Genomic DNA, 13694 nt, shown 5'->3' on the forward strand with positions numbered 1-13694 from the left:
AAGGGCACGACACAATTTGCCACAAGGCTCATTTGTGAGCTTGATCATGTTTTAAAATCGGCATAGAGTGCGCCTCGTCATCGGAATGACATCAGTTGCCTGGCAGTGGTTTCTCACGCATTGCGTGCCATGCCAGCGCACTCGACACACCAGGAGAGTGTGCAACCCGGTTATACCGGGTCATCTGCCAGACTCGACGCCAGCCGTACGGCGGAGCCTGCAGCTTACATAAATTACAAAGTGTGAAGCACGTGAATAACGTGCGATCTCAACGAGGATTTTTTTATGATGAAAATGGCTCCTTCCATGATCGCCATCGCCATGGCTGCTCTGGGTGCTACCGCTGCTCACGCCGCTGACGACATCTACTTCGGTGCCGGTGTCGGTGCTACTCACTTCAACGGCCTGAACAAGCTGGAAAGCACCAATGTAGGCCAGGAAGACGCGGCAGCTGCCAACGCCTTCATGGGTTACAACTTCACCGAAAACTTCGGTACCGAACTGGGCTACCAGTACACCGGTCGTGGCAACACTGACGGCAACCGTTACGAGAGCCAGGGTGCCACCCTGTCCGGTATCGCCCGTATGCCGGTTGGCAACGACTTCTCCCTGTTCGCTGAAGGCGGCGCCTACTGGGGTCACACCGATGGTCTGGGTACCAGCGACACTAAAGTTTCCCCACTGGCCGGTGCTGGTGTGACTTACAAAGTAAGTGACGCGCTGGATCTGCAAGCTCGCTACCGCTACATGTGGGATGTTGCTGACCTGCACGCCAACGGTGAGCGTTACAAAGCCAACCAGAGCATCGCTACTCTGGAAGCGGTATACCACCCGTTCCGTACTTCCTACGTAGCTCCGGTAGCTGCTCCGGTTGTTGAAGAAGCGCCGGCTCCTGCTCCGCAAGTGGTAGAGAAGAACTTCGCCCTGAACTCAGACGTGCTGTTTGCCTTCGGCAAAGACACCCTGAAGCCGGAAGGCGTTGCAGCCCTGAACGGTCTGTATCAGCAAATCGTTGAGTTCCAGCCGAAAGATGGCAACGCTGTTGTTGTTGGTTACACCGACCGTATCGGTTCCGACGCTTACAACCAGAAGCTGTCTGAAGCCCGTGCCCGCACCGTTGCCAACTTCCTGGTAAGCAAAGGTATGGCTGCCAGCAAAGTTGCCATCGAAGGTCGTGGCGAAGCCAATCCGGTTACCGGCACCAAGTGCAACGGCGTAACAGCTAAAGCTCAACTGATCTCCTGCCTGGCTCCGGATCGTCGCGTAGAAGTTCGCGTATCTGGCGTACAAGAAGTTCAGCAATAATCTGACCTCGTTCAGATAGTGCGAAAAAAAGGGATGCTGCGGCATCCCTTTTTGTTTGTCTCGTTCTCGCTTGCATCCCTCAGTCCCGCCTCCCTGCCCTTGCCTGCCCCGTCTCGAAAGCATAAAGTAGTTGCGCCTGTAAGGTATTGGATAAGCACTAAAAAGCGCTTCTTGTCCGGTCTGTTGTCCATGACGCCAATGCATCATGAGAGTCCAAAGCCTTCGCTATCCACTTTGCTGGCGATTTTTCGCAGCAATAAAAACAAGTGCATTGCCCGACATGGGCTAACACAACGAGGATAAACCGATGAAACTCAAAATGGCTCCTACCCTGATTGCACTGGCGCTCGCCGCCGCAGGCACCACAGCTCAGGCTGCCGATGACTGGTACACCGGTGTTGGTGCAGGTTGGGCTTATGCCCACGGTCTGGATGATTTTGGCAAAGACACTGACAAAGATGCCACTGCGCTGAGCCTGTTCGGCGGTTACAACTTCAACGACTACTACGCAGCGGAACTGGGCTACCTCTACGCCGGTAAAGCGGGCGTGGACGGTGCCGATTTCAAAACCCAGGGTGCCACCCTCTCCGGTATCGCCCGCCTGCCGCTCGGCGATATCTTCTCGGTGTTTGCTGAAGGCGGTGCCTACTTCAATCACGTCAACGGCAATGGCAACAGCGACAACGGCACTGCGCCGCTGGCGGGTCTGGGCCTGACTGCCAAGCTCTCCGACCTTATCGATGTGCAGGCACGCTACCGCTATCTGTGGAATCTGGGTGACGAGCAGAAAACCTGGGAGAGCGACATGAGCGTCGCGACCCTGGAGCTGGTGATGCACCCGAACCGCACCTCTTATGTTGCCCCGGTTGCCGCCCCTGCGCCTGAGCCGGTTCCCGAGCCGGTACTGGTCGACAAGAACTTCGCCCTTAGCTCAGACGTGCTGTTTGCCTTTGGCAAATCCACCCTCAAGCCAGAAGGTGTCGCAGCGCTCAACACCCTGTATCAGCAGATCGTTGATGTTCAGCCGAAAGATGGCAGCGCCGTGGTCGTCGGTTACACCGACCGTATCGGTTCTGATGCCTACAACCAGAAACTATCCGAAGCGCGTGCCCGTACCGTAGCCGACTTCCTGGTTGGCAAAGGTCTGCCGGCTGGCAAAGTTGCCATCGAAGGTCGCGGTGAAGCCAATCCGGTCACCGGTACCCAGTGCAACAGCGTCAAGGGCAAGGCTCAGCTGATCTCCTGCCTGGCACCGGATCGCCGTGTAGAAGTACGCGTCACCGGCGTGCAGCAAGTACAACAGTAATCCTGCAGTCCGACATAACAAGGAGGCCACCTGGCCTCCTTTTTCTTGCCGCTTATTTCACCCACCTTGTACCCTCTTTTGCCCCCTTCCTCTTCCCGTCTCGCGCCCTAGTTCACGGCGTGTCGCCCCCATACCTCTTTGGTGGTTAAAAACAGCCCGTCACCTATACATAAGTGTGGGGTTTGACCAGCAGGCAACCTCACTACACCAAACATCGACGAGGATACGCGATGAACATAAGAGTAAAACCTGTGTGGATTGCACTGGCATTGGCGAGCACAGGCGCACAAGCTGAACCGGTTCACGACTGGTATGCCGGGGTTGGCGGTGGCTGGGCCATTGCCCACAATCTGAATGATTTCAGTCAGGATGTCGGCAAGGATGCGACTGCGCTCTCCCTGTTTGGCGGCTACAACTTCACGGAAAACCTGGGGGCCGAGATTGGCTATCTCTCCACCGGTGACTGGGATATCAGCGGCCATGACTTCAACAGCAAGGGAGCCACGCTGTCAGTCATTGGCCGCCTGCCGCTCAGCGAGATGTTCTCGCTCTTTGCCGAAGGCGGTGGCTATATCTATCACGTCGAGTCGGTCAATGGCGGGGACGACAACCTGGCGCCGCTGGCGGGTCTGGGAGTGACGGCCCGGCTCCATGACTGGGTCGATCTGCAGGCACGCTACCGCTACATAGTGCGCGTTGGCGATGATCCGGATAACGGCAAAGCCAACAGCGGCACCCAGCGCTGGGTCAGCGACATCAGCACCGCCACGCTGGAGCTGGTGATCCACCCGAACCGCAGCCAACCCAAAGAAGCAGCCCCCACGCCCGCCCCGGTCGTGGTTCCCCCGCCACCGGCCGAACCGGAGGTGGTGGATCAGACCTTTAACCTCAGTTCAGATGTGCTGTTCGCCTTTGGCAAAGCGGACCTCAAACAGGAGGGGATGAGTGCGCTGGACGATCTCTACCAGCAGATCGTCGACGTGCAGCCCAAGGATGGCAGTGCAGTCGTGATGGGTTATACCGACCGTATCGGTTCGGATGCCAACAATCAGAGGTTGTCAGAAGCTCGGGCCCAAACCGTTGCCGACTTTCTGATCAGCAAGGGATTGCCTGCCGACAAGGTGAGCATCCAGGGCAATGGCGCGAGTAATCCGGTCACCGGCAACCAGTGTGATGCCATCAAGGCGAAGGCGGCGCTCATCGACTGCCTTGGGCCGGATCGCCGGGTAGAGGTGCGTGTCACCGGCGTAAAGGGCGGCAGCGAGTAGTTGATCTTGAGGCGATAACCATGTCAGACGTGCAGTAAAAAGGGATGCCGAGGCATCCCTTTTGCTTTGCATCTTCCCGCAGAAATCAGAACGAGGTGCGACGGTAGCGGCGATATTCCGGATGCCAGAAGTTGGCGTCGATGGCCTGATCGATCACCTCGTCCGGGGTCTGCACCGCTTTGCCCTGCAGCATGGCGGTCTTGGCCACCATCTTGGCGATGTAGCGGGAGACCTGATGGATATCCGCCAGATCCGGCAGCAGAGAACCCTCCTCCCCTTTCACCAGCGGCGAACACTCTGCCAGCGCGCGACTGGCCGACATCAACATGGCGTCGGTCACCCGGGTGGCACCGGAGGCGATAACACCCAAACCGATCCCGGGGAAGATGAAGGAGTTGTTGCACTGGGCGATGACGTAGCGCTTGCCCTTGTGCTCCACCGGTGCGAACGGGCTGCCGGTGGCCACCAGCGCCTGACCGTCGGTCCAGCGGATAAGGTCTGCCGGCGTCGCCTCGACCCGGGAGGTGGGGTTGGAGAGCGGGAAGATGATGGGACGGGCACAGTGCTTGTGCATGGTCTTGACCACCTCTTCGGTAAACAGCCCCGGCTGACCGGAGACCCCAATCAGGATGTCCGGGCGACCGTGCTCCATCACCTCCAGCAGGGAGATATTGTCCCCCACAGGCCAGTCAGCGATCCGCTCCACCGGCTGGGAGAGACGGCGCTGGAAGTCGAGCTGGTTGGGGATCTTGTCGGTGATAAGACCGAAGCGGTCCACCATAAATACCCGGCTGCGGGCCTGGGCATCGGTCAGCCCCTCGGCCTTCATCTGTGCCACGATCTGCTCGGCGATACCGCAACCGGCGCTGCCCGCACCGAGGAAGGCAACCCGCTTCTCGGAGAGCTTGGCGCCGGAGGCCTTGCAGGCGGCGATCAGGCTGCCCAGCGTCACGGCAGCAGTGCCCTGAATGTCGTCGTTGAAGCAGCAGAGCTCGTTCTTGTAGCGGTTGAGCAGTGGCATGGCGTTGTTCTGGGCGAAGTCCTCGAACTGCAGCAGGATGTCGGGCCAACGGCGCTTGACCGCCTGAATGAAGGCATCGACGAACTCGGCATACTCATCCCCCGAGATACGCGGATTGCGCCACCCCATATAGAAGGGGTCATTGAGCAGTTGCTGGTTGTTGGTGCCGACATCCAGCACCACCGGCAGGCAGTAGGCGGGCGAGATGCCACCACAGGCGGTGTAGAGGGATAGCTTGCCGATGGGAATGCCCATGCCGCCGATCCCCTGGTCACCCAGACCCAGGATCCGCTCGCCATCGGTCACCACGATCACTTTGACGTTCTGCTTGGTGGCGTTTTGCAGCATGTCATCGATCCTGTCCTTGTCCGGATAGGAGATAAACAGGCCACGGGCGCGGCGATAGATGTTGGAAAACTCCTCGCACGCCTTGCCCACCGTCGGGGTGTAGATGATGGGCAGCATCTCGGTCAGGTGGTTGTGCAGCAGACGGTAGAAGAGCGTCTCGTTGGTATCCTGGATGTTGCGCAGATAGATGTGCTTGTCCATGTCGTTGCCAAACGCCATGAACTGGCGATAGGCACGCTCGGCCTGCTCTTCGATGGTCTCGATATTCTGGGGCAACAGACCTTCGAGGTTGAAGTTGCTGCGTTCTTCGCTGGTGAAGGCGCTGCCCTTGTTGAGCAAAGGGGTCTCCAGCAGGGCGGGACCGGCGTAGGGAATGTAGAGAGGACGTTTCTGGTTATTATCTTCAAACATGGATCTTGGTACCTAAACGGTTAGCTAGACGCAGGGACCCGCCGATCCTAGGGGCTTGTCTCATTAATTTCAAAGAGTTTGCACATCCGTTGCAAAAGGTTTGCGACCCAGTCGACGAAAGGCGCCGGGGGTCTGACCAGTCAGACGACGAAAGCGGTTGGCAAAGTTGGCCCCATCGCTGTAACCGACCCGGGCCGCCAGCTCGCCAAGTGGCCAGTTGGTATAGAGCAGCAGCTGGCGCGCCTTGTTCATTCTGAGCTCGGTCACCCTCGCCATCGGCCCCATACCGAACGCTTGCTGACAGAGGCGATGCAGATGGGGCACGGAGCAGGCCATCTGTCGGGCCAGCAGGGCGACACTCCAGGGTTCGTCCAGGCGCGCCTCCACCCGGCGAAACAGTGCCTGCAATCTGAGTTCAGGGGTGCCGCGCACCTCCCCTTGCAGGGTGCGCTCCAGCAGCGCCAACAACAGGCTGAGCAGTTGGGGTTGTAGCGGGGAGCGAACCCCCTCCCCCTGCATCAGGCTGAGCAGATGGTAGAGCTGATCGCCGCCATCCCCCTGCCAGATACGGTGACCAAGGCGGTGCAGATGCTGCCAACGCGGCACGTCATCGAGCAAAATCCAGCTGATCTGCCAGCTTTCGCCAATCAGCTTGAGACCGCCGGGCACGGCGGCGGGCAGGAAAATCAGTGACCCGGCCGGAATGGCTTGCTCCCCCTCGTCGGTGAGCAGCGCCCCCCCCTCATCGTGACTCACCATCAGAATGTGAAACTCGGGGCGATTGCGGCGAATGAGGTAGTGATCCCGCACCCGGGAGAGGCCGGTCAGGAAGATCCCTGCCTCGCCGAGCAGGGGCAGCCCTTCACGTCCCAGCATCTGCTCTTCGCAGGCTGGTGCTATCTCCAGACACTCGCTGGCAAATGGCATAACACCTCAACAGGATATTTTTACACAAGAAAATCGAGAGCTACTCACAGTGAGAAGAGCCTCGCCAGTCCCTATCATACCCCTGACAAACCTTGCTTTTCTCATACCCGGTTAACAACTATGAATTATTGGCAAGCGATTTTAAAACAAACCACCGATCGCGAGTTCATGACCCGATTGTGGCGGCTGGCCCTGCCTGTCTCGCTGCAATCAATGATGTTCTCCCTGCTCGGCCTCATCGATATCATGATGGTGAGCCAGCTTGGCACCACGGCTGTGGCGGCGGTCGGCTTGGGTAACCGGGTCTTCTTCTTCAATCTGCTGGTGATAGCGGGCCTCGCGGGCGGGGTCTCGGTATTGGCAGCACAATACTTCGGGCGCGGGGAGATGGCCGGGGTGCGCCGCTCCCTGGCGCTGGCCATAGTGGGCGCCTTGCTGGTCACCCTGCCCTTTGCCTTCATCTATGTGTTATCACCGGGCAGCGTACTCGGCTTTGCCAGTCAGGATCCGGCACTGCGCGAGCTGGCGGATCAATTCTTGATGATCACCGGCGCTACCATCCTCTGTACCGCCATCGTGGTGCCGCTGGAATCAGCCCTGCGCTCGGTGGGCAATGCCGCCGCGCCGACCCGCATCGGCATTATCGCCATCATCGCCAACGTCATCCTCAACTACGCCCTCATCTTCGGTCACTTCGGCTTCGAGGCGATGGGGGTGGCCGGTTCGGCCTGGGGCACCACCATTTCCCGGCTGCTGCAGACAGCCCTGCTGCTGCTCTACGTAAAGCGTTATGAGGCGCGCCTGATCCCGCGCGCACCAGACTGGCTGGCCGCCTTCAAGCGCAAGGAGGTGGTGCGCTTTACCCTGATCGCCCTGCCACTACTGTTCCATGACGGCCTCTGGGCCTTCGGCATGCTGATTTACGGCTTTCTCTACGCCCATCTTGGCACCGATTCGCTGGCCATCATGACCACACTCGGCACCCTGGAGAGCATCCTGATCTCCCTCTTCTTCGGACTGGCGGTGGCCTGCTCCACCCTGCTCGGCCACCGGCTCGGGGCCGAGGAGTACGAGGTCGCCTGGCAGCACTCCCAGCTGTTCCTGCTGCTCGCCCCCATCGGCGCGCTACTGGTGGGAATCATCGTCTGGCTGCTGCAAGCCAACCTGTTGCAGTGGGTCGGCAACCTGCCCCCCGAGCTGATGACAGAGGCTGGACAGGTGCTCGGCATCATGTGTCTCGGGATGCTGCTCAAGGTGTTCAACATGGTGGGGATCATCGGGGTGCTGCGCTCTGGCGGTGATGTGAACTACAGCATCTTTATCGACATCGTCGGCATGTGGTGCATCGGCATCCCGCTCGCCTGGGTGGCGGTCACGCTGCTCGGCTGGCCCCTCTCCTGGGTGGTGGCGGTGGTCTTGCTGGAGGAGCTCAGCAAGGTGCTGCTGGTGCAGCGCCGTATTCGCCAGCGCTGCTGGTTGAAGAATCTGGTGATTGGATAAACAGCCACAAATCGGGGTCATATCAATGACAGAAAAACCCTGTTTGCAGTATGCTGGGCGCCTCTTCAATCAGAGGCAGGGATCCACGGTTTCCCTGTCCAGTAGTCGTTTAAGGAGACGAGCATGCAACCACAGAAAGAGCTGATCACCGAGACGGCCCTGCTTGAGATGGCCAACAAGATCATCAAAGAGCATGAAGACTTCATCCACGGTATGCGCGCCGATTCGGTGGAGCAGAAGGGGGATATTCTGGTGTTCAAGGGGGAGTATTTCCTGGCCGAAGATGGCACCCCGACCGGCAAGACCATGGCGGTCTTCAACATGTTCAAGCTGCTGGCTCAGCAGCTCTCCGGCAAGTACAAGCTGGCCTGATCGCACCAGCTCATTGCCAACAGGATGCCGCCCTCAGGCGGCATCTGTTTTTGCGCGGTTCTGCCCCTCGACCACCACGCAGTTGCGTCCCGCCATCTTGGCCTGATAGAGACACTCGTCGGCACGGTTGATCAGAATATCGATGGTGTCATCGGAACGAGCCATGGCAATCCCGATACTCACCGTCACCTCCAGCAATTCGTCCGAGGTGGGGCTCTTCACCAGCCGCGCCTCGACAGCAATGCGCAGCCGCTCGGCCATTTTGCTCGCCAGCGCCGGATCGGCGCAGTTGTGCATCAGGATGGCAAACTCTTCACCACCATAACGCCCCAGCACCATGTCAGGCTCCAGCTGCTCCCCTAGGGTGGTCGCCACCTCCTTGAGCACTGCATCCCCCGCCAGATGGCCGTAGATATCGTTGATCCGCTTGAAGCGATCGAGATCCAGCAGCATCACCGCGAAGGGCTTCTTCTTGAGTTGCAGCCGGATTCTGGCCTGCTCCAGCTGCTTCATCAGCAGGCGGCGGTTCATCATGCCGGTCAGCTCATCGGTGGTCGATTCCCGATAGAGCCGCAGCAGCATGTTGAGTTGACCGCACTGCACCCAGCAACTGGCCATGGTAAACATGCCGAGCACCCACACCTGATTCAGGGTGGCCTGACTCCAGATGCTCTGGCCCACCAGCAGCCAGTGGCCCAGCAGCATGGTCACCAGTACCACGCCTGCCAGTTGCAAGCCGAGGGAGAGGGGGATAGGGAAGATGGCAAACAGGGTGATCAGCAGATAGGGAAAAGCAGCATAGCCCGCCTGCAACTCCTGTCCGGCGCCAAAGCTGTTCAGGCAGAAGAGGGAGAAGAGCATCATCACGGCCATCAGGTAGCCAAGGGCCAGCTTCATCCGTTCCCGCTTGAAGTGGATGAGGTACGAGAGCGGAATAAGTGGCGAGAGCGCCAGGGTGCAGAAGATCCTGGCTTGGAATAGCTGCTCGAAATGAACGGCGGGCAAGGTCAGCCAATCCACCACGGCCCAGGCGGGCAATCCGAGCATCAGCAAGCAGGTCAGCAGGCGCAAACGCACCGTCATAAAGCCCATGCGAGTACGAGTAAAGTCTTCGGAGTGAACCCTCGCACTCCAGAACTCTGACAACTTGAGCATCCAGAGTCTCCACGATGAATACTGAGGGCTCATTCTACACCTACAAAGTGGTAAAAATGTCATTAGCGGGGAGAATAAAAAGGAGATGTCGGTCACACAAACCGACAGATGATAATCGCAGCGCGCAAACGTTTCAACCCATCAAAAAATAAACCTTTTTTTGCATAATTAGCGCTGGTCAGCCTCATTTCAATCACTACAATAGCGCCCAATTTTCTCCCCCTCCCCACACAATTCGAGGTACTTATGGAACAGGCTGCTGTCACACGCGCCAATCGAGAGGCACATCCACCCAGGCGAGCCCATAGCGAACTGGTCTATGGCATAGAGGATGTCCCGCCTCTGCCCCAGACGCTGTTCGCCGCCCTGCAGCATATGCTCGCCATGTTTGTCGCCATCATTACCCCGCCCCTGATTATCGCCAATGCCCTCGGCCTCCCTGCCGCCGACACCCGTTATATCGTCTCCATGTCGCTGGTCATGTCCGGCATCGCCTCCTTCATTCAAACCCGCCGCTTCGGCCCCATCGGTTCCGGCCTACTCTCGGTGCAAGGTACCAGCTTCAACTTCCTCGGCCCCATCATCGCCTCCGGTCTCGCCCTCAAACAGGCCGCCATGCCCAACGAGGATCTGTTGGGCACATTGTTTGGCACCATGATGGTTGCCGCACTCACTATCGTGGTGATGAGCCGCTTCCTCCATCTGGTGAAACGGATCATCACCCCGCTGGTCACCGGCATAGTGGTGCTGCTGATCGGCCTGACCCTGATCAAAGTGGGCCTGATCAGCATGGGCGGCGGCTATGCAGCCCTCTCTGATGGCAGCTTCGCCAGTCACACCAACCTCTTCCTCTCCCTGCTGGTGCTCGGCCTTATCGTGTTGCTGCAACGCAGTCGCAACCCCTGGTTGCGCCTCTCCGCCATCATGATCGCCATGCTGGCGGGCTATGCCGTGGCCCTGCTGTTGGGCAAAGTGAGCGCCCCCACCTTCGACGGTCCGCTGGTGATGGTGCCCATTCCGCTCCACTACGGCCTAGGCTTTGACTGGCAGCTGTTCGTGCCGCTCGCCATCATCTTCGTGGTGACGGCGCTCGAAGCGATCGGCGACATGACCGCCACCTCGGACATCTCCGGCGAGCCGCTGGAAGGGCCTGTCTATATGGAGCGGATCAAAGGCGGCGTGCTGGCCGATGGTGCCAACTCCATGCTGGCGGCGGTTTTCTCCACCTTCCCCATGTCCACCTTCGCCCAGAATAACGGCGTTATTCAGCTGACCGGCGTCGCCAGCCGTCACGTCGGGCTCTTTATCGCCGCCATGCTGGCGCTGCTTGGCCTGTTCCCGGCGGTCGCCAGTCTGGTACAGCAGATCCCGGAACCCGTGCTGGGCGGAGCTACCATCGTCATGTTCGGCACCATCGCCGCCGCTGGCGTGCGCATCATTGCCCGCGAGGAGCTGGATCGCCGCGCTCTGATGATCCTGGCGGTGTCGCTGGCCATGGGGCTGGGAGTCGCCCAAGTGCCGGAAGTGCTGCAACACCTGCCGGAGCTGGCCAAGAGCGTGCTCTCCTACGGAGTTGCCACCGGTGGCATCACCGCCATCGTGCTCAACCTGCTGCTGCCCAAGCGCGAAGCGCGCCACTCCTGAGACACAGCCTACCGATAGCAAACAGCCCCGCACTGCGGGGCTTTACCTTGCCAGTCGCCACGGGTAGTGTGCTGGGCAGCCTTTTTTGAGGATGCCGCCATGCCCTATCGCCTGCTATCCACCCTTCCCGATACCGCTTCACCCGCACAGATACTGGCGCAAGAGCAGCGCTGGCTGCGCGACTGTGCCCATGACGGCCAGCCCCGCGCTCACCTCTGGCAGGCGCCCCAATGTCTGATTGTCACCCGCAAGGATACCCGCCTCCCCCATTACGAAGCCGCCTGCCAGCAACTTGCAGCTGAAGGTTGGTCAGTGCATGTGCGCGACAGCGGCGGCACTGCCGTGCCCCACGGGGCGGGGATCCTCAACCTATCTCTGCTGCTGCCCCGTACCACCACAGATCTCGCCCACTACTACCGGCTGCTGGGGGCGCCGCTGCTGACCCTGCTGGCAGAGTACGGCCTTGAGGGAAGCTATGACTTCGTGCCCGGCTCCTTTTGCGATGGTCAGTACAATCTGGTGATCGGGGGACGCAAGATCACCGGTACCGCCCAGCGCTGGTTGGCGCCGGGGCAGGATCACCAGGGCGCCGTGCTGGCGCAAGCCATGCTGCTGGTGGCGGGTGATGTGGATGAGGGAACCAGGATGGCGAGCCGCTTCTACGAATTGGCGGGCGGCGAGCTGCGTTTTATGGCGGGAACCTCCACCACGCTGGCAAGCTGCATCGATTGGCGCGGTAGCGATCAGGCACTGGTAGAGAAAGTGCGAGCACATCTGGATAACCTGCTTAGCGAGGGGCTATCCCCCTCATCCTGACCTTATCCCGAAGGGAGAGGGAAAGTACCCATCCAGAGACACTGCGCACAAAAAAGCCACGACCAGAGTCGTGGCTTGTTCTTTTCAATGGGAACGTGAAACGGGCTGAGGCATTCAGGCCGTCTGCGGCTCCGGCTCGGCTTCGCTATCCAGATCCCGGCTAAAGTAGGCGCGGGTCTCGGCGATCACCACATGGCGCAGGCCAATCAGGCCGATGAGGTTGGGCACCGCCATCAGGCCGTTAACGATATCGGCCAGCAGCCAAATCATGTCCAGATGGAGGAAAGCACCGCTCGCTACCAGCGCCAGATAGACCAGACGATAGGGCTTGATCGCCTTCACCCCGAACAGGTACTCGGTGCAGCGCTCGCCGTAGTAGTTCCAGCCAAGGATGGTGGTAAAGGCGAAGAACAGCAGGCCAATGCTCACCAGATACTGGCCAACATGGGCATCGAGCCCCTGGGCAAAGGCCAGACTGGTCATGGCCGCGCCGCTTGCATCGCCGCTCCACACGCCGGTCACCACCAGGGTCAGGCCGGTCATGGTGCAGATGATGATGGTGTCGATGAAGGTACCTGTCATGGAGACCAGCCCCTGCTCCACGCACGAATCGGTCTTGGCCGCCGCCGCTGCGATGGGCGCCGAGCCCAACCCTGACTCGTTGGAGAAGACCCCGCGCGCTACCCCGGACTGAATGGCCAGCATGATGCTAGCGCCGACGAAGCCGCCGGTCGCCGCATGGCCGGTGAAGGCACTCTCGATAACCAGCATGACGGCATCGGGCAAGGCGCTGGCGTTGTTCACCAGCACGCCCAGACAGGCGACGATGTAGAAGATGGCCATGAAGGGCACCACCTTGCTCGACACGCTGGAGATGGACTTGATCCCTCCCAGGGTCACCAGCGCCACGATCAGGGTCAGCACCACGGCGGTCGCTTCACGGGGCACCGAGAAGGAGAGGCTCATGGCGTCTGAGATAGCATTGACCTGCGGGAAGGTACCGATGCCGAAGAAGGCCACGCCGATACCGAACAGGGCAAACAGCTTGGCCAGCGGCTTGGAGCCAAGCCCCTTCTCCAGATAGTACATAGGGCCGCCAGCCATCTGGCCATTGGCATCCTGCTCGCGATATTTGACCGCCAGCAGACACTCGGCGTACTTGGTGGCCATGCCGAACAGCGCCGCCATCCACATCCAGAACAGGGCACCGGGGCCGCCGAGCTTGATGGCGGTAGCCACCCCGACGATGTTGCCGGTACCAATGGTGGCAGAGAGGGCGGTACAGAGGGCGCCGAAGCTGGAGACATCCCCCTGCTTGCCCTGCCCCTGATCGCGACCAAAGACCAGCCGCAGAGCGAGCGGCAAGCGCACCACCTGAAGCAGACCCAGACGCAGGGTGAGATAGATACCGGTCCCGACCAGCAGGATCAGCAGGGGTGGTCCCCAGATAAAGCTATCGATGGCGGTTAACGCCGATTGAATTGATGACATGCATCCTCCTTAAGAAACAGAAATTAAGGAGGAGAAGGATGATCTTCCCATAGGTGTCGCGATCCCCAGAGGCGATCGGATGCGGGCCAGGAACGTGTTCACACTCTTGCTGCGAGGCCGTGATCAAGGC

At 59.8% G+C, this 13694-nt stretch carries 11 protein-coding genes; 7 read left to right on the forward strand and 4 right to left on the reverse strand.

The features are described 5' to 3' along the window. The first annotated feature begins 285 nt into the window (after window positions 1-285). The 3 genes from ompA (AB5Y82_RS08050) to AB5Y82_RS08060 all read left to right on the forward strand — a co-directional run bounded on the left by ompA (AB5Y82_RS08050) (window position 286) and on the right by AB5Y82_RS08060 (window position 3879). Window positions 286-1305 carry a porin OmpA gene (ompA, locus tag AB5Y82_RS08050; RefSeq protein ID WP_368173850.1) on the forward strand — a complete coding sequence of 340 codons (1020 nt, stop codon included), beginning with the start codon at window positions 286-288 and terminating at the stop codon, window positions 1303-1305. A 307-nt stretch (window positions 1306-1612) separates the two neighbouring features. Then, window positions 1613-2611, forward strand: coding sequence for a porin OmpA (ompA, locus tag AB5Y82_RS08055; RefSeq protein WP_127008130.1), 999 nt, complete (start codon window positions 1613-1615; stop codon window positions 2609-2611). A gap of 230 nt (window positions 2612-2841) precedes the next feature. Beyond that, entirely contained in the window at window positions 2842-3879 is a 1038-nt protein-coding gene (locus AB5Y82_RS08060; protein ID WP_368173851.1) for an OmpA family protein, read from the forward strand. An 85-nt stretch (window positions 3880-3964) separates the two neighbouring features. Here AB5Y82_RS08060 and AB5Y82_RS08065 read toward each other — a convergent pair whose 3' ends face one another. Further along, window positions 3965-5659: an NAD-dependent malic enzyme gene (locus AB5Y82_RS08065; RefSeq protein ID WP_005338379.1), complete on the reverse strand. Its 1695-nt coding sequence runs from the start codon at window positions 5657-5659 to the stop codon at window positions 3965-3967. A gap of 69 nt (window positions 5660-5728) precedes the next feature. Next, entirely contained in the window at window positions 5729-6586 is an 858-nt protein-coding gene (locus AB5Y82_RS08070) for an AraC family transcriptional regulator (RefSeq protein WP_040066718.1), read from the reverse strand. A gap of 120 nt (window positions 6587-6706) precedes the next feature. On the opposite strand from AB5Y82_RS08070, the gene AB5Y82_RS08075 reads away from it, so the two are divergent. Both AB5Y82_RS08075 and AB5Y82_RS08080 read left to right on the forward strand, forming a co-directional pair. Continuing rightward, a complete protein-coding gene (locus AB5Y82_RS08075; protein ID WP_103251498.1) occupies window positions 6707-8086 on the forward strand; it encodes an MATE family efflux transporter in 1380 nt (459 codons plus the stop codon). A 123-nt stretch (window positions 8087-8209) separates the two neighbouring features. Further along, entirely contained in the window at window positions 8210-8458 is a 249-nt protein-coding gene (locus AB5Y82_RS08080; protein WP_005338382.1) for a YciN family protein, read from the forward strand. A 33-nt stretch (window positions 8459-8491) separates the two neighbouring features. Here the strand turns inward: AB5Y82_RS08080 and AB5Y82_RS08085 are convergent, their stop codons facing one another. Next, window positions 8492-9613: a GGDEF domain-containing protein gene (locus tag AB5Y82_RS08085; RefSeq protein ID WP_005349944.1), complete on the reverse strand. Its 1122-nt coding sequence runs from the start codon at window positions 9611-9613 to the stop codon at window positions 8492-8494. A gap of 246 nt (window positions 9614-9859) precedes the next feature. Between AB5Y82_RS08085 and AB5Y82_RS08090 the strand changes: the two genes are divergently transcribed. After that, complete coding sequence (locus tag AB5Y82_RS08090; RefSeq protein WP_368173852.1) at window positions 9860-11257, forward strand: nucleobase:cation symporter-2 family protein; 1398 nt, start codon at window positions 9860-9862, stop codon at window positions 11255-11257. A 99-nt stretch (window positions 11258-11356) separates the two neighbouring features. Further along, entirely contained in the window at window positions 11357-12073 is a 717-nt protein-coding gene (locus AB5Y82_RS08095) for a protein ligase (RefSeq protein ID WP_111900375.1), read from the forward strand. Between the two features lie 114 nt (window positions 12074-12187). Here the strand turns inward: AB5Y82_RS08095 and AB5Y82_RS08100 are convergent, their stop codons facing one another. Then, the gene (locus tag AB5Y82_RS08100; protein ID WP_005338391.1) at window positions 12188-13564 is read right to left on the reverse strand and encodes a sodium:alanine symporter family protein; all 1377 of its coding nucleotides are present in this window, start codon (window positions 13562-13564) and stop codon (window positions 12188-12190) included. Window positions 13565-13694 lie beyond the last annotated feature (130 nt).

The sequence above is a fragment of the Aeromonas sp. s13 genome (assembly GCF_040907905.1).
In the GTDB taxonomy this organism is placed as follows: domain Bacteria; phylum Pseudomonadota; class Gammaproteobacteria; order Enterobacterales; family Aeromonadaceae; genus Aeromonas; species Aeromonas veronii.